Genomic DNA, 23,192 nt, shown 5'->3' with positions numbered 1-23,192 from the left:
GTCTGACATTTGATAGCCCCTCAGGCCTTGAGGTATTCAGCCTTGTTGCCCAACCAGCGTTCAACCTGCTTCTGGGCCACGCCTGGGTCGGCCTCCAGCAACTGCTCGGCGGCCTTTCGGGCTCGGGCCACCAACCCCTGGTCTTCCGACAGATCGGCAAACCGCAACAAGGCCGCGCCGGATTGCCGAGACCCCATGAATTCCCCAGGGCCCCGTATATCGAGATCCCGCCGTGCGATCTCGAAGCCATCGTTGGTCTCGGCCATGGCCTTGAGGCGCTGCTTGCCCGAGTCCGACAACGGCGAGGCATACAGCAGCACACACACACTGGCCACCGCGCCTCGACCAACACGGCCACGCAGCTGATGCAACTGGCTGAGCCCGAAACGTTCTGCGTGCTCGATCACCATCAGGCTGGCATTGGGCACGTCCACCCCCACCTCGATCACCGTGGTGGCCACCAGCACGGACAACTCACCCGCAGAAAACCGCGCCATCACCTCGGCCTTCTCGGCAGCCGGCAAACGTCCATGCAGCAAACCGACACCGTAACCAGGTAGCGCCTCACTCAACTCCTGATGGGTCTGCGTCACATTGCTGAGGTCGAGCGGTGGCCGTTTGTTGCTCGCCCGGCCAGCAGCCTCATCGGCGGCCTGGTCGCTGTCTTCGGTTTCATCGATCAGCGGGCAGACCCAGTAGACCTGCGCCCCCTTGGCCACCTCATCCCGGATGCGCTCGACCACCTCATCACGTCGGCTGTCGGCAAACACCCGGGTGACGATCGGCGTGCGACCTGGGGGCAACTCGTCGATGGTGCTGACCTCCAGATCAGCCAGATAGGTCATGGCCAGCGTGCGCGGAATGGGGGTCGCGCTCATCATCAGCAGGTGGGGCTCCAGCTCGCTGCTCTCCAGCTTGCGGCGCAATTGCAGGCGCTGGGCCACACCAAAGCGGTGTTGCTCGTCAATCAAGGCCAGGCCCAATCTGGCGAATTCCACCTGGTCCTGAATGACGGCGTGGGTGCCCACCACCAACTGGGCTTCACCTGAAGCCACCGCCTCGATCTGCGCGCGCTTGGCCTTGGCCTTGAGACTGCCCGTGAGCCAGGCCACCTTCACGCCCAGCGGCTCCAGCCAGCCAACCAGCTTGCGGAAGTGCTGCTCGGCGAGGATCTCGGTCGGCGCCATCAGTGCACACTGCCAGCCGGCATCCATGGCAATGGCTGCGGACAAGGCCGCCACCACGGTCTTGCCCGAACCGACATCACCCTGCAACAAGCGATGCATGGGCTGGGGCCGTTGCAGATCCTGGGCAATTTCGTCGCATACCCGGTGCTGAGCCGCGGTCAAACCGAACGGCAACACCTCCAGCAGGCGCTGGCGCAAGCCCCCCGGTTTGTCCAGCAGTGCTGGTGCCCGCAAATGCGCCCGCTCGCGGCGCGCCTGCATCTGCGACACCTGCTGCGCCAGCAACTCTTCAAACTTGAGGCGCATCCAGGCAGGGTGGCTGTGGTCTTCCAGCGTCTCGATCGACACCTCGGGGCTTGGGTGATGCAAGAACCGCAAAGCCTCGCGCAGGCTGGGCATGCCCTTCGGCAACAACGCAGGCGGCAGAATTTCCTGCAAAGGCGCTCGTGACAGTCCGGCCGCCACCGCCTTACGCAAATATGCCTGAGGCAAGCCGGCACTGGTGGGGTACACCGGCGTCAGGGCCTCGGCCAACGGGGTGGTGTCGCTCACCACCTTCACGGTCGGGTGCACCATCTCTCGCCCGAAAAAGCCATGGCGCACCTCGCCACGCACCCTGAGTCGCACACCACGGCCCCAGCTCTTTTGCTGGCTGGGATAGAAATTCAGAAAGCGCAACAGCAGCTCGCCACTGCCATCGTCGATTTTCACCAGCAACTGCCTGCGCGACCGCGCTTCCACGCGGTTATCGCAGACCACGCCCTCTACCTGCACCGTGTCGCCGTCGCGCGCATCTCGCACTCTCGTCAGACGGGTCTCATCCTCATAGCGCAGCGGCAGATGCAGCGCCAGATCGATGTCACGCACCAAGCCCAGTCGCTCCATGGCCTTGGCCGGAGCGGACTGTTTGGACGCGGTCGATGAGGTGGCGGAACGATCAGACACGGACATGGATAAAAGCACAGTATGCGCGACATTGTGCAGCCCAGGGAAAGCCCGACCAAGGGACTTCATCCCCCCTCACGTGGGTGCCGTCCGGTTGCACCTTGAAACAAGGATACATTCAACAGAAACGCGACAATGCAGCCTTTCCTTGGCACGGGGCCCGTCCGCCCCTCAATGGCATGACCAATCCAACAACAACGAACCACACACTGAGCGACTTCGACTTCGAACTGCCGCCTGAACTCATCGCCCAGCAACCTGCCGCCGAGCGCAGCCTCTCCCGCCTGCTGGACGGCCGCAGCCTCCCTCCAGTTGACCGCGTATTTCGCGAACTCCCCGACCTGCTTCAAACCGGCGATCTGCTGGTTTTCAACAACACCCGCGTCATCAAGGCCCGCCTGTACGGCCAGAAAAGCACAGGCGGCTCCGTTGAAGCACTGATCGAGCGCATCCTGCCCCATAACGAGGTGTGGGCCCACATGCGCTCCAGCAAGTCGCCCAAGCCTGGCAGCACCGTGCGCTTCGCCAACGCCTTTGACGCCGAGGTCCTGGGACGCGATGGCCCTGATGGTGGCCTGTTTCACCTGCGCTTGCCCGCCGACCCGCTGGTTCTGCTCGACCAGCATGGCCATGTCCCCCTGCCGCCTTACATCACACACAGTGACACCGACGACGATGTGCGCCGCTACCAGACCGTCTTCGCCGAACGGCCGGGTGCCGTCGCTGCGCCGACCGCGGCACTGCACTTCGACGAGGCCCTGCTGGCGCGACTGAAGGACAAAGGCATCAGCTCCGCAGCCGTCACCTTGCATGTGGGTGCAGGCACCTTCCAGCCGGTGAGAACCGAAAACCTGACCGAGCACAAGATGCACAGCGAATGGTTCGAGGTCAGCGCGGCAACCGTCGCCGCCATCGAGGCCACCAAGGCCCGTGGCGGTCGGGTGATTTCGGTGGGCACCACCACCCTGCGCGCACTCGAATCAGCTGCGCTGCACCGACAAGCTGGGCAGATTCTGGCGGCTGGCAGCCGGGATACCGACATCTTCATCACCCCCGGATTCGAATTCAAGGTGGTGGACCTGCTGATCACCAACTTCCATTTGCCCAAGAGCACCCTGATGATGCTGGTCAGCGCCTTCGCGGGCTATGAGCACATCCGCACCTTGTACCAACACGCCATTGCACAACACTATCGATTCTTCAGCTACGGAGACGCCATGCTGCTGCAGCGATAGCGCGTGCGCCACAGGCGCTACCAAGACCATAACAAGAAAGAATCATGGGAAGCTTTACTAACCGACACTGCGGCGGCCTGCGTCATCGGGCCGCCACGCTCCTGCAGGGCTGGTTCGCCGCCCTGCTGTTGATGCTGGCCGCGCCCCTGTGGGCGCAATCAACGCAGACCATCCGCGAGGTCCAGGTGGCACCCGGGCTTTGCCGGGAGGGACAAGCGGCACAGTCGGTCCAGCTTCCCGATGATTGGGCGCTCCATGGCATGAGTACGCCAGGCGTGGCCTGCTACCGCGCTCAGGTCATCCTGAAACGCACCCCCGACGAGCCCCTTGGCTTGCGCATTGACCGTCTGCCCGGCAATCACCGCGTGGTGGTCAACGGCATGACCGTTCAAACCCACGACATGCAAGGTGACGCCATCACCAGCATGGCATCGCTGCCCCACCTGATCGAGATTCCAGCAGAAATCCTGCGTGGCGGCGACAACGAGGTGTGGATCGACGTACGCATGAATCCGTTCCAGAAGGTGGGCATCTCCCCCCTGGTCATCGGGCCACTGGACCAGGTTCGACCGGCCTTTCTCGAATGGCAGACGCTGACTGTCGACTTGCCTCGCATCCTGAACCTCAGCGTGGCCGGCATGGCCATCTTCATCCTGCTCGCATGGCGCGCCCGCCCGGGTGACAAGGTCTTTGTCTACTTTGGTTGCCTCATGCTGGTCATGTGCGTGCGCAATGCCTTCTACTTCCTGGACACCGTGGCATGGCCCCACTCCCTGGTGACCTGGATGCTGTTTGCCACCCATGCCCTGGCCACCTACTTCCTGACCGCGTTTGGCCTGACCTATGCCAATGCCTCCGTCAGACGCCTCATCTGGCCCGTCCGCCTGCTGGGCATTGGCGTACCGATTCTGGGTCTTGCCCTGCTGGACACCCCGCACTTCCAGGTTCTGACCACCGTGGCCTACCCCGTCATGCTGATCTGCAGCTGTCTGGTGGTGCTGAAGGTCGTCGAAGCAGCCTTGCAGCGCCATCTGCTCGAAGCCATTGCCATGACCGCCGGCCCGATTGCTGCGGCCATCTCGGTTGGCCATGACTACCTGTTCATGACGCCGATGCTGGACGTCACAGCCCAGGGCTGGACGCCCTACTGCACGCCCCTTCTGTTTTCCGGCTATGCGCTCACGCTCATGCGCAAGTTCATTGCCACCATGAGTCTGGCCGAGCGCATGAATGCCCACCTGGAAGAACGGGTCGTCGAACGGACACGCGCGCTCGAATCGGCCAACCAGGCCAAGACGCGCTTCCTGGCTGCAGCCAGCCACGATCTGCGCCAACCGACCGCGGCCATCGGCTTGCTGGTGAGCCTGCTGCGCAAGCAGGAGGCCCCGGCCGAGGTGCACCGCATTGCCGGCATGCTGCATGAGGCCGTGGCCTCCATGGAGTCACTGCTGGTCGGCCTGCTCGACATTTCCCGACTGGACGCCGGTTCGGTCCAGGCCAACCTGCAACCGGTCTACCTCCATGATGTCTTCCAGGCTGTGCGGGTGCACGAACAAAGTGCAGCCGATGCCAAGGGCCTGAGTCTGCGCTTCCGCCTGCCCCGCTTCGATGGGGATGACCTGATGGTCCACACCGACCCCATCCTCATCCACGGCATCATCCGCAACCTCGTCGCCAATGCCATCCGTTACACCGAGCGTGGCGGGGTATTGGTGGCGGTGCGCCGTTGCCGCAAGCAACGCGTGCGCATCGAGGTGTGGGATACCGGTATCGGCATCGCGCCCGATCAGCTTGACCGCATCTTCGACGAGTTTTACCAGGTCGGCAACGCAGCGCGCGAGCGCAACAAGGGCATCGGACTGGGCCTGGCCATTGTGCGACGCACGGCTGACGTACTGGGAGAACAGATTCGGGTCCGCTCCAAACCGGGCAAGGGCTCCTGCTTCTCGATCGAGCTGCCAGTTCACCGCATCAAGCCCACGCGAAGCCAGGCACCCGCCTCGGTGCTGCGCCCGATGGAAGGCCGCAGTGTGTGGCTGGTGGAAGACGATGTGATGCTGCGCAATGCCCTGGATGCAATGCTGCAGAGCTGGGGCGCCCATACCCGCGTCTGGCCCGATGGCGAGGCCTTGCTGGATGACCTCCCCAAGCTGCTGTCACCCAACCAGCCGGAGCAGCACCCGGACATCCTGGTCACCGACTTCAGGTTGCCTGGCATCAATGGCTTGACCCTGGCCCAGACAGTTCAGACCTATCTGATCGGCACCAAATTCTGCCTGCTGCCACTCATCATCTCTGGCGAGACAGACCCCAACCAGCTGGCCAGGATGAGCACCTCGGGCTTTGCGACCCTGCCCAAACCCTTCAGAAGCGAACAGTTGCTCGAACAACTGCTGGTTTTGCACGAAGCGAAAGCCGTGTGATCGGCAGGATGCCCCGGGTGGCGCGACAATACGCCCCATGCTGAATTTCGAACTGCTCAAGACCGAAGGCCTCGCCCGACGTGGCCGACTGACGCTCAACCACGGTGTGGTCGAGACCCCCATCTTCATGCCCGTGGGTACCTATGGCACCGTCAAGGGTGTCATGCCACGCTCGCTGGAAGAGATGGGCGCACAGATCATCCTGGGCAACACCTTCCACCTCTGGATGCGTCCGGGCCTGGACATCATGAAGCAGTTCGGTGGTCTGCACCGCTTCGAAAGCTGGAACAAGCCCATCCTGACCGACTCGGGCGGCTTCCAGGTCTGGTCCCTGGGCGAGATGCGCAAGATCAGTGAAGAAGGCGTGCGTTTCTCATCACCTGTCAACGGCGACAAGCTGTTCCTCACCCCCGAGGTGAGCATGCAGATCCAGACCATCCTCAACTCGGACATCGTGATGCAGTTCGACGAGTGCACGCCTTACTGGAAGGGTGACAAGTCGAGCGGCCACATCACCACCGAGAAGGAAGCCCGCTACTCGATGGAGTTGAGCCTGCGCTGGGCCAAGCGCTGCATTGCCGAGTTCAAGCGCCTGGACAACCCCAATGCGCTGTTCGGCATCGTGCAAGGCGGCATGTTCGAGCACCTGCGCGAAGAATCGCTGGCAGGCCTGACCGAGCTCGACTTCCCCGGCTATGCGATTGGCGGCGTCAGCGTGGGTGAGCCCAAAGACGAAATGATGCGGGTGATGAACTTCATCTCGCCCAAGCTGCCGACAAACAAGCCTCGCTACCTGATGGGCGTCGGCACACCGGAAGACCTGGTCGCTGGTGTAGCCACCGGTGTCGACATGTTCGACTGCGTGATGCCCACCCGCAATGCCCGCAACGGCCACCTGTTCACCCGCTTTGGTGATCTGCGCCTGCGCAACAGCCGCTACAAGGCCGATGAGCGCCCCATCGACGAAACCTGCACCTGTCACACGTGCCAGCACTTCAGCCGGGCCTATCTGCACCACCTCGACCGCTGCGGCGAGATGCTGGGCCCCATGCTGACCACCATCCACAACCTGCACTATTACCTGAACCTGATGAAGGAAATCCGTGCAGCGCTGGACGAAGGGCGCTTCGCCGCCTTCCAGCAGCAGTTTGCGGCCGATCGCGCTCGCGGCATCTGAGCATCTCCTGACCATGAAGCAGTCAGTCAGGTCCTGGCCTGTTCGCATCCTGCGTGCAATCTGGGTGGGCCTGATCGGCCTGCTGCTGATCTTCGAAGAATGGGGTTGGGAGCCCCTGGCGCGGCTGCTTGCCCTCATGGGGCGCTTGCCCGGGCTGCGCTGGATCGAGTCCCGCATCCGCCATCTGCCACCTTATGCCGCGCTGGGCCTCTTCGCCATCCCGGTACTGAGCCTGCTGCCCATCAAGCTGGCCGCGCTCTACTGGATCGGCCAGGGCCACGCCATCATTGGCCTGCTGATCATCCTGGCGGCCAAGGTAGGTGGCACCGCGCTGACCGCCCGCCTGTTCATGCTCACCCGCGACACGCTGATGCAACTACCCTGGTTCGCCCGCTGGTTTCAGCGCTGGATGGACTGGAAGACCCGCGTGATCGATGCCGTCAAGGCCTCGGCTGCCTGGCAGCAATGGCAGCGTTTGCGCAGCCACATCCACCAGCAATGGCGTTCCCTGCACCAATGGCTGCGCGCACGCTTTTGAACTCACTCACCAGAACTGCCAGTAGCCGGTGACCAGCACCCAGGCGCCCAGCAGACCATTGGTGACGCCGTGAGCGATCACCGCGCTCCACAAGGAGCCGGAGCGGCGATACAGCCAGGCATAAGCCAGCCCGGCCAGGATCGCGGCCAGCCACTGGGTATGGGCCAGCGTGAACACCAGCGTCGACAAGCCCATGGCCTTGAGCGACACCAGACGCGGGTCGACCTGTTCAAAAGAAGGCTTGTCAATCCAGCGCATCAGGAAAGAGCGCCAGAACAGCTCTTCCATGACCGGCACCAGCAGCGCTGCACCCGCCCATCGCACGGCCACCAGCCCCCATTCAATGCGACCCTCGCCGTCCACCGGCACAAATGACGCCGCGGGCTCACCCAGCATCATCCAGCGATCATTGAGGTTGATCCACAACCAGAACACCCCGACCCCAACCAGCACGGACAGGATCAGATCCAGCCAGTTTGGCCAGGCGTGGCGCCGCAACTCTGCATAGTCACGCCAGAACCAGACCAGGCTGCCCCCGACGACCAGCACGGACACACCATAGATCCAGCGGGCATCCACACCCCACAGCCCTTCGGCTGGCCAATGCCCACGCACCACCAGCAAGACCATGAACAGGACAAACGGGACGATGCGCGCCAACGCATCACGAGACAGAAGGTTTCCCATGGAAAAGCGCCACTCAGCGGAGACCGCTCAAACAGAAGCCCCGGATTGTGCACCCGGGGCGGGGGGCGGTCAGGGCATCGGCTCGTCGAGCAAGGCCTGAACGCGGGCCTGCAACGCCTCCGGCGTCACTTGCTCGGGAGGAATGGCCTCCCCCACCACCAAGCCCACACGATTGAACAAACCCCGACGCAAGGGGCGCGACATCGCTGCCCCCTCGATGCGGGAGAAGGTGGACCCCCAGAGGTTGTGCAAGGCCGACGGAATGACGGGAACCGGTTGCGACTCGAGGATCTTCATGATCCCGCCCTTGAAGGTTTGCAACTGGCCATCACGGGTGATGGCGCCTTCCGGAAACAGGCACAGCAACTCGCCCTCGGCCAGCACCTGGCGCGCACGATCGAAAGCCCGCTCATAGGCTTCGGGGTCTTCCTTCTGCGGCGCAATGGGAATGGCCTTGACCATGCGGAAGAACCAGCCGATGCCTGGCGTCTTGAAAATGCGGTGGTCCATCAGGAAGATCATGGGACGCGGGCTCAGCACCCCCAGGATCACCGCATCCACAAAGCTCACGTGGTTGCACACCAGAATGGCCGCGCCATCGGTTGGCAGGTGCTCATCGCCCCGCACGCGCAAGCGGTACACCACACGCGTGATGACCAGCATCACCAGCCGCAAGATGTACTCGGGCATGAGCCAGAACACATAGCCGACCACCACCACATTGAGTACGGCCGTGACACCGAATACCTGCGAGATGGAGTAACCCGCCCCGAGCAATGCGCCGGCCACCAGGCTGCTCACGATCATGAACAGCGCATTCAGGATGTTGTTGGCCGCAATGATGCGCGCCCGGTGACTGGGTCGTGCCCGCAACTGGATCAAGGCATACATGGGCACGCTGTACAAGCCGGCACTGAAAGCCAGCAAGGCGAGGTCTGCCATCACCCGCCAATGGGCCGACTGGCGGACAAACTCCCCGACGGTCAGCAAGGTGGCTCCGGCGCTCATGCCTCGGGTGGCCAGAAAGAGGTCAAACGCGAAGACCGTCATGCCCACCGCACCGATGGGCACCAGGCCGATTTCCACATGACGGTGCGAGAGCGTTTCGCACAACAGCGAGCCCACCGCAATGCCGACGGAAAACACCACCAGAAGAAGCGACGCCACCTGCTCGTTACCGCCCAGCACATCGTGCGCAAACGCCGGAAACTGAGACAGGAACACAGCCCCGAAGAACCACATCCACGAGATCCCCAGCAAGGAGCGGAACACGCTCGGGTAGTCCCACGCCAACCGCAGGTTGCGCCAGGTCTCCGTGACGGGATTCCAGTTCAGCCGAAGCCCAGGGTCCGATGGCGGCGAAGCCGGAATCCGTTGCGACACGCCCCAGCCCAGCAGGGCCATAGCCAAACAGGCCCCGGCTACCCATTGGGCACCGGTTTCGGGAATGCCCATCAACAGCCCCCCGCCCACATTGCCCAGCAAGATGGCCACAAAGGTCCCCATTTCGACCATGCCATTGCCACCCGTCAACTCACGCTCACTCAGGTGCTGCGGCAGATAGGCATATTTCACAGGGCCAAACAGGGTCGAATGCAGCCCCATCAACAACACGCAGGCCAGCAAGAGCGGCACCCACTGGAACCAGAAGCCGACACCAGCGGTCAGCATGATGGCCACTTCCAGCAACTTGATGGCACGCATCAGGCTGCCCTTGTCGTGCTTGTCTGCCCACTGCCCAGCGGTTGCAGACAGCAACACGAAAGGCAGGATGAACAAGGCCCCGATCACCAGGCCGGCCATTTTGGGCGCGAGCCAGGCAAGATGCAGGTGATAGGTCACCAGCACCGTCAGCGCAAACTTGAAGAGGTTGTCGTTGGCGGCCCCCAGAAACTGGGTCCAGAAAAATGGCGCAAAGCGCCGTTGCCCCAACAGCTGAAACTGCCCCCCTGCGGCCGGCTGCAGACCGGCGCTGTCCTGCTTGAAGTCGCTCAAGATGACACCCTTGTTTTGTACGCCCCAACTGTAAAGGCAAGATTCAATCTGACTGCGGCGTGCGCAGGCTGCCCAGTACCACTTCGGTATCCTCGCCCAAGGTCGGGCCTCGGCGGCTGATCCAGCCCGGTGTCGCTGACAGCTTCGGGACGATGCCTGGCACCGACACCGTCAGCCCATCTGCAGTCGTCACTGGCACGATCATCTCTCGGGCGAGATAGTGCGGGTCTTCAGCGATATCCCTCGCGGTGTAGATGCGCCCGACCGGCACACTGACCGTATTGAGCACATCGAGCACGTCCTCGACCCGTCGAAGCTCAGTCCAGCTGGCGATGGCTGCATCGATCTCTGCCACCCGCCGCACACGTCCAGGATTGCTGGCGAGCTCAGTATCTTGCGCGAGATCGTCTCGCCCAATTGCCACCATCAAGCGCTTGAAAATCGAGTCTCCATTGCCGCCGATCACCACCATGCCATCGGCGCAGGGGTAGGCATTGCTGGGAGCGATACCGGGCAGCGCCGAACCTGCAGGCTGACGCACCGCCCCGAATGCGCTGAACTCCGGCAACAGGCTTTCCATGCAGTTGAACACCGCCTCGTAGAGCGCCACATCCACCACCTGGCCCCGGCCCTTGGGCGCATCGGCACGGACGCTCTGGTGTCTGGCCTGCAGCGCCAGCAAGACACCGATCACCCCATGCAGGGCAGCCAGGGTGTCGCCCAGGCTGACACCCGCTCGCACAGGTGCTCTGCCAGGCTCACCATTGAGGTAACGCATGCCCCCCATGGCCTCGGCCACAACAGCAAAACCGGGACGCTCTCGATACGGCCCACTCTGACCATAGCCGCTGATGCGCAGCATGATCAGCCCCGGATTGGTCTGACTCAGTTGCTCATAGCCCAGGCCCCACTTTTCCATCGTGCCCGGCTTGAAGTTCTCGATGACGACATCGGCCTCATCGATGAGGCGCCGCACCGTTTCACGGCCCTCCTGCGTACGCAGGTCGAGCACCACACTGCGCTTGTTGCGGCTTTGCACCTGCCACCACACGCTGGTGCCGTTGTGCAGCATGCGCCACTGCCGAAGCGGGTCGCCCCCTGCACTGCCTTCGGCTGCCGGCGGCTCGACCTTGATGACTTCGGCGCCAAAATCTGCCAGCGTCTTGCCGGCAAAGGGACCGGCGATCAACTGACCCAGTTCAATGACACGAATGCCGGCGAGCGCCTGAGGCGGCACGCCGGCATGTTCAGCTTCTGTAGCAGGGATGTGTGCGCTCATGGGCCCAGATCGTAGACCCAATCGCGATCGGTCTTGCGCTTACGCTTACTGTTTGCCCGCCTCGGGCTGCGTCACAAAACCAATCTTGGTCAACCCGGCTTTCGACGCATCAGCCAAGGTCTCGGCCACAGCCTTGTAGGCCACGGCCTGGTCAGCACGGAGGTGAATCTCCGGCTGATTGGCCTTCGCGCCTTCGGCAGCAAAATGCTGCGCCGCTTCTTCGCGGGTCATGGCCTGACCATTCCAGTAACGCACGCCATCGGCATCAATCGAAAACTCGATCTTCTCGGCCTTGGTTGTCTCCACGGTCGCACTGGCCTTGGGCAACTCCAGCTTCACCGAGTGGCTCAGCAGCGGCGCCGTCACGATGAAGATCACCAGCAGCACCAGCATCACATCGATGAGCGGCACCATGTTGATCTCGGACAGCGGAGCGCCCCCGTTCTTGTTGTCGAAACTGGCGAATGCCATATCAGCCCCCTCAGGCGTTGGACGCCGGCTTGACGGTACGCAGGGCCGCAGCCTTGGTCACCGGCTCGTCGTGATCGACACTGGTTTTCAGGGTCTGACCTGTCGACAGGAAAGTAAACAGCTCGAAAGCGAAGGCGTCCAGTCGGGCAGACCAGACCCGGTTGCTGCGGGTCAGCCAGTTGTAACCCATCACGGCTGGAATGGCCACAGCCAGACCCACACCCGTCATGATCAGGGCCTCGCCCACAGGGCCGGCCACCTTGTCGAGGGTGCCTGCACCAGTGGCGCCAATCGCCAGCAGGGCGTGATAAACCCCCCACACGGTACCGAACAGGCCCACAAACGGTGCCGTCGCGCCGATGGTAGCCAGTACCGCCAGACCGTTTTCCAGGCTCATTGTTTCTTCGTCCAGCACCTTCTTGATGGTGCGGGTCAGGAAGTCCTGGGCTGTGCCGGCTTCTTCCAGCTTGGCCGCGCCATAGCGGGCATGGTGGGCCTGCGCATGCATCGCGTGCGAAGTCAGGTGTGCGAAGGGTTCATTCACCCCATGGGTGGCGATTTCATGCTGAACCGCTTCCAGAGAAGTGGCATTCCAGAAGAAGTCCAGAAAGGCCTTGCTGCGACGCTGACGCAACACCATGCCCACGCCCTTGGTCAGGATCAGCGCCCAGGAGACCAACGACATCAGCACCAGGATGATGAACAGCCCCTGGCCAACGGAGTCGGTCTGGGAAATGAAATGGCTGAAACCCAGTTGCGGGGCAGCAGTGGTATCCACCGTGGTGGCGGTGGTCGCGGCCGGCACCACCGGCGCCGTTGCGGCTGACGTTACTTCACTCATGATCAACGCTCATTCAAATTGAAACTGATACGGGCAGGTGCCCAGGCACTGCGTGCGACACCGTTTTCGAGATACGGCTTGAAACGGGCGGCCCGCATGGCCGACATGGCGGCCCGGTCCAATCGCCCATAACCAGACGACTTCACCAGCTGGATGTCCTTGGTATGACCGGTTTCATCCACCAGCACCAGCATCTCGACCGCGCCAGACTCACCCAGATCGCGTGAGACCGGGGGGAAAACCGGCTGTGGAGGAATCAGATACTGCACGGCAGACGACGGCAGGGTCCGGGGTTGCTGCGAAGCGGGTGCAGCAGCGGCGGGACCAGTCGTGGCCGCAGTGGTTGCGGCCGCTGGCGCTTCGGCAGTCGCAGCAGCGGTCGTGGCAGGTTTGGCTTCCGGCTTCGGCTCAGGTGCGGCCACAGGTACCTGATGGTCGCTGGGCTTGGCAGCCTGCTGGCTGGCCAGCACGGGCGGCGCTTTCTGATGCTGAACCGGCTGCGGCTTGGGCTGCGCCACGGGTTGTGGCGGCACAGGCGATGGTTCGGGCGCCTGAGGCGTGGCGGCCTCGGTGATCATGCTCACCATCAGGGGCGCCGGCTCAGACGGTGCACCAGCACCCCGGCCCAAGCGGACGACTTCCAACCCCGCCAGCACATGCAGCGCCACCACAAGCACCACACCAACCCAGCGTTGCCCACGCGTCAGATCACTGGGGGCTGAATCAGCAAACAGGCCGGGAGAGATGGTGGTCGTTGACAACATGGTCACAGTCTACCATTTGACGCAATTGCGAATCAATATCATTTGAAATCACTCACCTTTTGACACCCTCCTCGGAGGGGTCTTTTGTGCGTGAGTGAAGCGGCCACTTCATGGGAAGATTCTCCCTATGATCCAGGGCACATCGTATGCCCGCACCAACATTTTTCAGGGCTTTCATGAACCTCGATGTCTTGCTGGCGCCGCTGTCAGGCGACCACCCTTGCGGCGAAGATCTGTCGTTTTCGACCGACTTTGACCAGATTGCCGACATGCGGCGAGAAGACGACCCCACGCTCGCCCAAGGCGAGTGGGTCACCGCGCTGAAAGTGGCTGACTGGCCGGGCGTAGCAGAACGCTGCCAACTCCTGCTGGGCACGCGCAGCAAAGACCTGCGTCTGGCGCAGTGGCTCACCGAGGCCTGGTGCCACACCGACAGCTTTGTCGGCATGGCCCGAGGGCTGCAGATCTGCCAGGCCCTGTGTGCGAGCTACTGGGACGGGCTCCACCCTCAGCCTGATGATGGCGACATGGAGCAACGCATCGGCAACGTGACCTGGCTGCTGCATCGGTTGGCGCAACTGATGCCCACCCTGCCCTGGGTACAAAGCCGCCAGGGTCCCCGCTACAGCCTGCGCGACTGGCAACTGGGCAAGCAGCCAGCACCGCTCGCGGCAGACGCTTCACAAACCATCGCCACCGGCCCGTCCCTCGATCAGTTCATGCGGGCGCTCAAGGACACGCCGGCAAACCATCTGTCTGCAACGGTGGCTGCGCTGGACGAGATCCAGCAGCAGTTGCGCAGCTGGCAAGACCTGATTGACGCCCAACTGGGGCAGGATGGCCCCTCATTTGTGGCGGTCAAAGATGCACTGGATCTCGTCAGCCACGAGGTCCGTCGCCTGATCAAGGAAACCGGGGGGCTGCCTGAAGCCGCCGTGCCCATGGTGCTGCCATCAGGTGCAGCAGAGCCCGCCCACGCCGCACTGCTCACGGTACATCACCCAGCGCACCGCGGCCCCATCGACAGCCGCGCGCAGGCGCTTCAGCAACTGCGCGAGGTGGCTGCCTTCTTCCGACGTACAGAGCCCCACAGCCCGGTGGCCTACCTGGCAGAAAAGGCAGTCAAGTGGGGCGACATGCCTCTGCATGAATGGCTGCGCCAGGTCATCAAGGACCAGGGTGCACTGACACACCTCGATGAGCTTCTGGGCACCCAGGTAGCCCAGACAGACGCCTCTACCACTTACTGAACGATCTGGAACTCGATGCGCCGATTGCGGGCACGCCCCTCGTCGCTCGCATTGCTGGCCACAGGCCGGTCGGGACCGGCCCCCACCGTGCTGATGTGATCAGCAGCAAAGCCTTTGGATACCAGATAGCTTCGAACCGCATCGGCACGCGCCTGAGACAAGGCGATGTTCGATGCCCGGCCACCCTGTGCATCGGTGTGTCCTGTGATCAACACCCGCTTGTCCTTCATGGCCGCCAGCGTACGTGACATGTCGTCCAGCAAGCCCAGCCCTTGAGGACGGAGCACGGCGCTGCCCGGCTCGAACTCCACGATGCGGTTCGCCAGCGTCTTGTCCAGCAAAGCCTGCTCCTGTGCGGCCACGCGCAGCCCATTGCGCACCGTGTAGGTCGGGTTGAGCGCCGACGCCATGTCACTGGTGATTTGCTGACGCGTGGCCTCGTTGCTGACGTCACCAGTGAGGTCGATGGTATTGCCCTCCACCTTCAACTGACCACGTGACACCTGCTTGAGCGATGGTGCCAGCACCTTCTGCAGGTGCTGCGACCATTGAGGCGGCGCGACCACAGGTCCCAGCGTGAGCTGGTCCACCACGCGATCAGCACCATAGATCTCGCGCAAACGGGCGACCACCTGGGCCCGCGTGGCCTCGTCGGGCACCACCCCATTGATCACCACCTGCTGGGGCCCCAACACCTGGGCGCCAGACTGCGCCCATGCACATGAACCCGCACCAGCCACCAGCCAGGCCACCAAGCCTGCCCCCAGCACCATGAAACAAGATTGCCGTTTCATTCACACCCCCAGAAATACTTCTTCGAACGTGCGCAGGGCTTGCGCCAGCGACAGGCCTGGATCACGCAGGTAGTTCGACAGCTTGCGCAAGCCGTAGTCTTCAGCTGCGCAAGACTCAACCCACTCGGCATCGGTCACATCGACCGTGTCACGGCACATCGCTTCGGTATCGATGGCAGCACACAGCGAGGACGCCGACGCGCCCTGAAAGCCGATGTAGAGCCTGTGCATGCCGTCAAGCTGATTCACCAGCACACAGAGCTCGACCGGGATCTGCCGGAAAAAGCCCAGCACCAGCGACAACCAGAACGACGCCAGGCAAGCCCTCAGTCCAGGTTCGTTCACCAAGGGCAAGCGCAAGCCCTTTTGCAGGCGGGATGCCCCTTGGCCCATGACAGGCTGCAGCAGCAGCCCCATTGCCAGCATCACCTGCCGAACAGATACGCGCCCTCCATGGCTGGCCAGCATCTGCTCCAGGCTGGCCACCGAATGCGTTTCGAGAAAGTCCAGCAGCTCCATGCGGGGCACACTGATGCGTGGATCCAGCTCGACACCTGCGCGCAAGCTGATCTGGGCCACGCTCATGTCGGTGGCGGCGTGGGACACCTTGGCAATCTGCTCAAGTCGCCCCCAGACACGCGACAGCGCTAAGGGACTATGGCGCATGAACTCCACCGGTTCGGTGACATCAAAGGCAGTCGCCGTGAGAAAGGGAAAGCGCCGCCCGGACGCATCCTGGCTGGCCAGCCAATGTCCGGCCAGCGCGACCTTGCTCTGCACCCCCATGAGCGCGAAATAGGTAGGAGGCGCCGTGTCATAGACCAGCTTCCAGCGCGGATCCATGGCCAGACGCTCCATCATCCGCGTTTGCCATTGATCGAGGCTGTCGACCACGGCCCCATGCCGCTGGCTGCGCACAAAGTCGCCGCGTGAAGGCAGCTTGCCGAAGTACAGCACGTCATGGGTTACCAGTGCATGACTCATGGTTGCACTCCTGCGGGGGCCTGGGCAACACTGACCTCGTCCCCACCGCCAGCCACCATGGCAGGCAAGGCCCCCGGGTGAGACACGGGTGTCTGACCAGCCCCGCCGGCTGCAGGCGGGCTCACCGCCACCGTGGCCGCGGCATTCGAGATGATCTTCAACTGCACGGACACCGCCTGGGCACCCTGGGCCCAGCGCAGCTCGAAGCCGCCGTTGTCGATGCGATGACGCTGTGCCGCATTGATCAGCTTCTCCAGACCGAAGCGACCTGGCTCGCTGAAGAACTCGATCGTTCGACCGTCGTGCGTCACACCCGACACCCGCGCCCCCGGAGTACCCGATCCAGGCCAGGCCATCCGCACCCATCGCGCCACGCCATTGCGATAACGCATCTGCTGCCCGTCAATCTCCACCGTGTACTCGACCAAGCCTGGTACTGGCAGCGGCAGCATCTCGAACTCGGTTTGCGGCGGCGCCCCACCACCCGGGGTCTGCGCCCCGGCGGAAGCCGCCCCAGGGCCTTGTCCGCTCATCGGCGCCACCCAGGAGGCCAGGCCCGCAGAGAACTCGGGCAACAGGCGCACACCCATGTCCGCCCAGGTACGCGGAGTCAGCGCATCGCCTCGGCGAACAACGAGCGCGCCGAGAGATTGCTCCACGTACTTGGCCACGGCCCCCTCCGACCCGAACACCTTGGCAATTTCAGTCGGGCTGGCCTCCACCCTGGACTGGCGGTCAAACGGGTACTTCGCCGCCAGCGACTGCTGATAGGGCTGGTAGACCTGGGCCATCCAGACCCGGTTGAGTTCGGCTTCCGTCGGACGCACCACCACACTGAATGCCTGCATCAAGGGCCTCACCAGCACAGGGCGCAAAGCCGCACGTGAGCTTTCGGGCATGCCATTGAGCATCTGCTCATCCACCAGCCGCAAGGCTTCAGCCAGCTCGCCCTGCCCTTCCAGGGTTTGTGCCATCAGTTGACGCGCCGCAGGCCCGGCGTCACCCTGGTTCTTCATCTGGTTGAAGCGGGTACGCACCTTCGACAAGGCATCCAGATAGGTACGCATCAGGGTGGCCCCACCATCACGGCTCATCATGATGCGGCTCAGGCCCACGAATTCGCGACCGATCGGGCCCAGCGGAATCTCGCTGGTCGGTGTGGTGACATTGACGTCGACCGTCACCCGACTGGGCGCCATGCGCAAAATGGATTGCTTGAACCACTGGATGAAACCCTGTCGCCCTTGCGCCAGTTTTTCATTGAGCAGAGATGGGTTGTCCCACGATGTCTGGTCATACAGCGCCTGGATGAGCCTGCCCAGCGGAGAGGCCGCAGGATCACCCAAGCGGTTCATGTGCTGCACCGCCTTGTCGAAGCTGCCGAAGTCCTGCACCGTGATGCCCTGCATGAACTTTTGCCACTCGCGCGCATATTCGGTCTTGTACATCTGGGTCAGCGCCTTCTGGATCTGCTCGGGGCTGCCCTCCAGCGTGAGGTCATCGCTTGCGGCGGTTTTCAAAACCCAGTCGGTCGATTGCAGCTCCTGATTGGCCGCCTGCTTGAATGCATCCTTGACGTACTGATCCCAGGCCTCGCGGGTGAAGGCGCCAGAGATGGCATGGCTGCCTGCCACGATCGGGCGGTCAGCCTCGTCCACCAGCCGAGCCACGGTCACCGGAGCGAAACGGGTGGCGGCGCGCGCCTTGACCTCGGCATACACGCGCTCGCGCGCAGGCATGCCCTTGATGACGCGACGCAGGTTTTCTCGGGTCTGGTCGAGCAGGCCCAGGTTCAGCTCCAGTTGAGGGAAGGCCGGATCGGCCATCTGCGCCAGGGCGAAAGCCATCAAGCGCTCAGCCTTGTCAATCATCTGCGCGCGCGGCATCGTGCCGCGGTTTGACTCGAGCCACTGGCGCCAAAAGCGCGTGAGCTGGTCGCTCATGTGGCCGGACTCCAGCCGCGCCCGATCACCCAGCATCAGGTAGCCCTTGAGCGCGTTGTAGGCCTCGGTGACATTGGTGGCAGACGCCTGGCTATAGGCAGAGGGTGCGGCTTCACCCGCCTTGCCGACGCCTTCCGATGCAGCAACTGCCCCGGAGGCAGCAGAGGCCGGCGCAGCGGCAGCCACGGCGGGAGCCTCATCGCTCAGGCGTTGCAGTGGACGCAACTCTGCCGCATGCGCATTGACGTCAGAGAGGTAGGCTGCCATGGCCTGCTCGACCGGCTTGAGCATGACCGCCTGCAAGCCAGCGAAGTACTCTTCGCGCAGTCTGGCTTCAAGCGCCTCACCTTGATAGAGCCCCATGCCCAATGACCAGGGATGGGTCTGGCGATAGTGCTGCATCTGCTCCAGTCGATCCTGGATGATTTCCAGTGCCTCCAGTCGCGACTGCAGATCGACCCGCTTGTCCTGCACACGCTCGGCCTTGATCAGATCAGCTTCGACATTGGCGACCAGTTGCCGGTTGCCGATGAAAGACCATGTCCAGGCGCTGAGCAGCGCGCCAACCAGCAGCACCCCACCGGCAAAGCCTGCCAACCGCCATTGCATCTTGCGGCGGCTGGTGTACTGCTGCACCAGCTGACGATCGGCAAAGATGACGCGGGAAAACAGCTCCTTGAGGAAAAAGCCACTTTGCGAATACACCGCAGCGGCGCCCTGCCCGGGCTGCCACTGCAGGCCAAACTGCTCTGCCACCCGGGCACTGGCCTTGCCGGTCGACTGCCCTTCCTGAACCGCACTGGTGAAGTAGAAGCCACGGAAGATGGGGCGGAACTGATATGGGTTTTCTTCAAACAGGGTGGTCAGGAAAGTTCGCAGTGCAGGCTTGAGCGCAGCGAACTCGAGCGGGAACGTCAGCACCCCCGGTGGCAACTGCTCACCGCGATGCAAGGACATGCGCGCCACAGAGGCTTCCTTCAAGCCGTCATAGAGGGTGTCGAAATGGCGATCAAACGCATCGATGGGGTCCTGCCTGCCATCGGGGTCATAGGGCAAGGTGGCCCCCCAGACCTTGTCTCGCTCATCACGGTCGCGGTCTTCGAAGAACTCCACGAAACCGGAAATCAGATCAGCCTTGGTGAACACCACATACACCGGTGCGAACACCTCCAGCCGTTCGGTGAGCTCCTGAACCCGCTGCCTGAGCTTGCGTGCCAGGGCGATACCCACCTCCGGCTTGTTGCCCCCCAACTCGGCCACGCTGGCCGCGATGATGACGCCATTGATGGGCGCGCGAGGACGGTACTTCTTCAGCAGTCCGAGAAAGCCCAGCCACTCGTTGCGATCTTCTTCATGAACAGCGTAGCGGCCTGCGGTATCGAGCAGGATGCCTTCCGTGGTGAAAAACCAGTCGCAATGGCGTGTGCCACCAATGCCCTGAATGATGTTGTCGGTGTTCTCCGCAAAGGGAAATTTCAGACCCGACTTGACGACAGCCGAGCTCTTGCCCGCAGCCGGGTTGCCGATGACGGCATACCAGGGCAATTCGTACAGGGCGGCTGATCCGGAGGTCTCGCCAAGCCGCGAAGACTTGATGAGCTTGACTGCCTCGGCCATGCGCTCACGCACAGCCTGTACCTCGTCGCGCTTGTCCTGGGGTGCTGCACGGACGGCCTTCTCGGCCTCATCGTCCATCGCTTGCTGCAGTTGGTCGGCCGCACGGCGTGCACGGATGCGGCGCACCAACCAGAAGCCTCCCCAGACCAGGAGTACCAGCACCAGCACGGCGCCCGCCCAGATCATGCCCAGCTTCAGGGTATCGGCCCCGATGAACAGGAAGGCTGCCAGCGCCGCCATGCCCAGGATGGTGATCACGCGCGGGTCAAGAAAAAACTGCCAGATTCTCTGCATAGTGCTTGTCTCGGGATTCAGGTAGGCACGCCGGATGACATGGCGGGTGCACGCCAGGGCGCGAGCGCCACGGCAGCACGGTGATGGGAAGGCTGCACTTGCACCGCCAGGGTCAGCCCGTCAGGTGAACGATGGGGCAGTGCCCCTGCCGCCAATGCCAGGGGCAGCCAGGCTGCAGCCAGGCCAGGGTCGCCACACGAGTCCCCCGCGCGTGCCACACCCTGCATGGGATCAAGATCGGGAAACAGCGCCAGCACAGCCTCGAAGACTTCACTGGTACGGCTGGCGCGGTGATCGCCGTCACTGACAACCAGATTCAGGCTCTCTGCCTGGTGACCCGTGATCTGCACAGCCTGCGTCATGGCCTGCAACAAGGCGACATGGCCAATGCGCCCCAAGGCATCGGCCGACTTGTCGCGGATCTGCCTGACCGGCCGATGCAGTCGTGCCAGTGGCGTCTGCGCAGACAAGCCCGGCCACTGCTCATGCAACAACAACAGGCCTACACCGGCCTCGCCCGGGATACGCCCCACCTGGTGCGCCGATGTGAACAGCTCTCCCCGCCCTTGCCAGCGCTCGACCACCTCAGCGTCAATCGCGCTGTCTGCCACGACCAGCACCGCCGCACGGCGGCCGCACTTGGGCTCGCGAACCCATTGCAGCAGGAGACCATCTACCGCGCTCCACAGCTCATGGGCAGCCTCGGCAGGCAAGAGCTGAATCTGCAAATCCATCTCACCGACCTCGGGCAGCAGGTCTCGCGTGCGCATCTTCAACCACGCATGGAGTGCGTCCTGCCAGGTCGTATTCCACTGGGCTGGTACAGCGCACAGCAGCAACACATGCGGCCGCCGAATGGCCTGCGTGGCCTGCACGGCAGCCGGATGCGCCACGCCTGACAAGTGGGCCTTCATGGTGGGCATGCTGCTGGGCAGCGAGGCCTCGGCCATGTCGGCATCGGCCAGGGGTACCAAGGCGTCACTCAAGGCCATCAGCTCATGCGTCAAGACCTTGTCCAGCAAGGCCCAGCTGCGCTGAACATGCACGGGGGCCTCGTCTCGCAAGGAGGGGGGCAGCGCTGTCTCCACATCCAGCTCATTGATCCGAGCGCAGAAGATGGGCAGCCCGTCGAAGTCACTGAGCTCGGCATCCGGTCCCGGTCGGAGAACCCCCTCCAGCATGGTGCTCACCGCTTGAGCCGCCTCGCCTGGAACGGGCAATTCAACTGCCACCGAGGCCACCACCGCGGAACAAGTTCGCTCGGCATCTGGCTGCAAGTGATCGGCCTGCAAAGCCCCTGACGGCAACGAGGATGCGGGGGCCCCAGCCGCGCTGATATCAGGCGCCATGCGCATGGCACGCGCCACGCGAAGAGACACCAGCAGAACCCCGGTGAGCACCAGCGGCAGCACCACCAGTTGCAGCAGCAACTCGGTGCCACCGACATCGCGCCCGCTGCTCTGCCAGCGCCAGGCCGACACCAACCAGACAAGTGCAACCACCAGGAGGGCCAGCCCCCCTGCTTTCCACCACGGCCGCATGGATCAGGCCGCCGTACTGACTGCCTGAGAGGCAATCAAGGTGGCACCACAGGCGCATTTATCGCCGTGCCGGGCAGCTGGTTGACCGTCGATCAGCATGGTGGGGTCACCCGTGACGATGACCGTGGTGCCATGGCTGCGCTTGGGGCAGGTGACCTGATCGCCCACACGGGCAATGCGCCGCCCGCCGGTATCGGTGACCCCGGATGCACCCACCACTTTGCCCCCGTGGCTGGTGCTGTCTCCCAAGACAATGAACGGCCGGCCCATGTTGTCAGACTCCCTGCTTGTTAGCTGGCCGGCATCGAGGCAGGCCTTGCCGGGGAGTCTACGTTTGGCGGGGAAAATCACAGCCCCCCCGTTGGAGCGAACCCTGTTACCGGGTGTGACGGCGACGCAGTTCCACGTGCCCGAAGTCCATCATGCGCCAGCGCCCCCCCCAGGTCAGCCCGACTGACTCGGCCACCTGGCCATAGAGCTCATAGCCACGCATGGCCCAGGGGTCCTTTTCGGAGATCACCAAATGGCCGTCCTTGAAAAAGGCGCAATCGGCCGCAAGACCGTACTGGTGGTAGCTCTGCCAGGCACCCGCATTCGTGACCTGCGGCCCCTGGGCGGCCAGCAAGGTCTGGCGCTCAGGGCTGCGATAGCCTTCCAGCAAGGCCATCTGGTAGCCGTGCTGCTCCTTCATGATCTGAAAGACCTTGAGCAGACGCTGCACAAACTCGGCATCCATCTGCTCCCAGCGGCGATCGGCTGTCGACAGCATCGGGCGCACCATCTCCACTTCGGCAGTGACAAACACCTCCGGCGGCAAGGGGGGCGGCGGCACCAGTTGTTCGCCCTGCAGCAGACCGGCCACGTGCTCGTTGCCTGGTGCCGGGCCGTCTTCATAGGCATCAAGCATGCGGGTGCCGCCTGACTGAGACCACCACCACAAAGAAACCGCTGGCAGCGTGACGACCAGCAAGGCCCCGCCCAGCCAAAGGCCGCGATGCGACCAGGCCGGCGAAAGCAACCCACGCGGGCTGGGCCACCACTGCGGGAACATCAGGCCGGCCACGGCAGCACACCCCAGCATGAAGCCCAACCAGACCAGCCAGGTCAGCATCTCAGATCCCCCATTGGTAACGAATGTTTGCAATCACCTGGTGCGCCCCTCTCCTGTTCTGTGCGCGGTCTCCGTAGAATCGCGCCTCAATAAACAAAACATATCCAGGGAGTTGA

Annotated in this window: 18 protein-coding genes; 5 read left to right on the top strand and 13 right to left on the bottom strand. The window is 63.2% G+C overall.

What is annotated here, in order from left to right; translation table 11 throughout:
* Positions 1-20: 20 nt before the first annotated feature.
* A complete protein-coding gene (gene recG, locus ACE3PH_RS05700; RefSeq protein WP_374317030.1) occupies positions 21-2,138 on the bottom strand; it encodes an ATP-dependent DNA helicase RecG in 2,118 nt (705 codons plus the stop codon).
* Positions 2,139-2,311: 173 nt separating this feature from the next.
* Here recG and queA point away from each other — a divergent pair, with 173 nt between their 5' ends.
* Genes queA through ACE3PH_RS05680 form a run of 4 tightly spaced genes read left to right on the top strand, consistent with a single transcriptional unit; the run spans position 2,312 to position 7,505 of the window.
* On the top strand, positions 2,312-3,367 hold the full coding sequence (gene queA / locus ACE3PH_RS05695) for a tRNA preQ1(34) S-adenosylmethionine ribosyltransferase-isomerase QueA (RefSeq protein WP_374317029.1): 1,056 nt from the start codon (positions 2,312-2,314) through the stop codon (positions 3,365-3,367).
* Positions 3,368-3,411: 44 nt separating this feature from the next.
* The gene (locus tag ACE3PH_RS05690; protein ID WP_374317028.1) at positions 3,412-5,790 is read left to right on the top strand and encodes an ATP-binding protein; all 2,379 of its coding nucleotides are present in this window, start codon (positions 3,412-3,414) and stop codon (positions 5,788-5,790) included.
* Between the two features lie 37 nt (positions 5,791-5,827).
* Positions 5,828-6,967 (top strand): tRNA guanosine(34) transglycosylase Tgt, encoded by a 1,140-nt coding sequence (gene tgt, locus ACE3PH_RS05685; protein WP_374317027.1) that lies wholly within the window; start codon positions 5,828-5,830, stop codon positions 6,965-6,967.
* A 13-nt stretch (positions 6,968-6,980) separates the two neighbouring features.
* Entirely contained in the window at positions 6,981-7,505 is a 525-nt protein-coding gene (locus ACE3PH_RS05680) for a hypothetical protein (protein ID WP_374317026.1), read from the top strand.
* Between the two features lie 6 nt (positions 7,506-7,511).
* Here the strand turns inward: ACE3PH_RS05680 and ACE3PH_RS05675 are convergent, their stop codons facing one another.
* From ACE3PH_RS05675 to ACE3PH_RS05650, 6 genes are all read right to left on the bottom strand, one after another.
* On the bottom strand, positions 7,512-8,192 hold the full coding sequence (locus ACE3PH_RS05675) for a CAAX prenyl protease-related protein (RefSeq protein ID WP_374317025.1): 681 nt from the start codon (positions 8,190-8,192) through the stop codon (positions 7,512-7,514).
* A 69-nt stretch (positions 8,193-8,261) separates the two neighbouring features.
* Entirely contained in the window at positions 8,262-10,187 is a 1,926-nt protein-coding gene (locus tag ACE3PH_RS05670; protein ID WP_374317024.1) for an MFS transporter, read from the bottom strand.
* A gap of 43 nt (positions 10,188-10,230) precedes the next feature.
* Positions 10,231-11,466 carry a CaiB/BaiF CoA transferase family protein gene (locus ACE3PH_RS05665; RefSeq protein ID WP_374317023.1) on the bottom strand — a complete coding sequence of 412 codons (1,236 nt, stop codon included), beginning with the start codon at positions 11,464-11,466 and terminating at the stop codon, positions 10,231-10,233.
* A 45-nt stretch (positions 11,467-11,511) separates the two neighbouring features.
* A complete protein-coding gene (locus tag ACE3PH_RS05660) occupies positions 11,512-11,937 on the bottom strand; it encodes an ExbD/TolR family protein (protein ID WP_374317022.1) in 426 nt (141 codons plus the stop codon).
* A 10-nt stretch (positions 11,938-11,947) separates the two neighbouring features.
* The gene (locus ACE3PH_RS05655; RefSeq protein WP_374317021.1) at positions 11,948-12,778 is read right to left on the bottom strand and encodes a MotA/TolQ/ExbB proton channel family protein; all 831 of its coding nucleotides are present in this window, start codon (positions 12,776-12,778) and stop codon (positions 11,948-11,950) included.
* Positions 12,779-12,780: 2 nt separating this feature from the next.
* Positions 12,781-13,542 carry an energy transducer TonB gene (locus tag ACE3PH_RS05650; protein ID WP_374317020.1) on the bottom strand — a complete coding sequence of 254 codons (762 nt, stop codon included), beginning with the start codon at positions 13,540-13,542 and terminating at the stop codon, positions 12,781-12,783.
* 176 nt (positions 13,543-13,718) lie between these two features.
* Between ACE3PH_RS05650 and tssA the strand changes: the two genes are divergently transcribed.
* Complete coding sequence (tssA, locus tag ACE3PH_RS05645; protein WP_374317019.1) at positions 13,719-14,792, top strand: type VI secretion system protein TssA; 1,074 nt, start codon at positions 13,719-13,721, stop codon at positions 14,790-14,792.
* Here the strand turns inward: tssA and ACE3PH_RS05640 are convergent.
* From ACE3PH_RS05640 to ACE3PH_RS05615, 6 genes are all read right to left on the bottom strand, one after another.
* Positions 14,786-15,586 carry an OmpA family protein gene (locus ACE3PH_RS05640; RefSeq protein WP_374317018.1) on the bottom strand — a complete coding sequence of 267 codons (801 nt, stop codon included), beginning with the start codon at positions 15,584-15,586 and terminating at the stop codon, positions 14,786-14,788. The genes tssA and ACE3PH_RS05640 overlap by 7 nt on opposite strands.
* Entirely contained in the window at positions 15,587-16,570 is a 984-nt protein-coding gene (gene tagF, locus ACE3PH_RS05635) for a type VI secretion system-associated protein TagF (RefSeq protein ID WP_374317017.1), read from the bottom strand.
* Positions 16,567-20,388 carry a type VI secretion system membrane subunit TssM gene (gene tssM / locus ACE3PH_RS05630; RefSeq protein ID WP_374317016.1) on the bottom strand — a complete coding sequence of 1,274 codons (3,822 nt, stop codon included), beginning with the start codon at positions 20,386-20,388 and terminating at the stop codon, positions 16,567-16,569. Before tssM ends, tagF begins: the two co-directional genes overlap by 4 nt.
* Positions 20,389-20,441: 53 nt before the next feature.
* Positions 20,442-21,965, bottom strand: coding sequence for a hypothetical protein (locus ACE3PH_RS05625; RefSeq protein ID WP_374317015.1), 1,524 nt, complete (start codon positions 21,963-21,965; stop codon positions 20,442-20,444).
* A 3-nt stretch (positions 21,966-21,968) separates the two neighbouring features.
* On the bottom strand, positions 21,969-22,235 hold the full coding sequence (locus ACE3PH_RS05620; protein WP_374317014.1) for a PAAR domain-containing protein: 267 nt from the start codon (positions 22,233-22,235) through the stop codon (positions 21,969-21,971).
* A 106-nt stretch (positions 22,236-22,341) separates the two neighbouring features.
* The gene (locus tag ACE3PH_RS05615) at positions 22,342-23,076 is read right to left on the bottom strand and encodes a M15 family metallopeptidase (protein WP_374317013.1); all 735 of its coding nucleotides are present in this window, start codon (positions 23,074-23,076) and stop codon (positions 22,342-22,344) included.
* Positions 23,077-23,192 lie beyond the last annotated feature (116 nt).

Origin of the sequence: Aquabacterium sp., assembly GCF_041909175.1 — a bacterium.
In the GTDB taxonomy this organism is placed as follows: Bacteria; Pseudomonadota; Gammaproteobacteria; order Burkholderiales; family Burkholderiaceae_C; genus Aquabacterium.
This window is presented reverse-complemented; position numbering and strand designations above follow the sequence as displayed.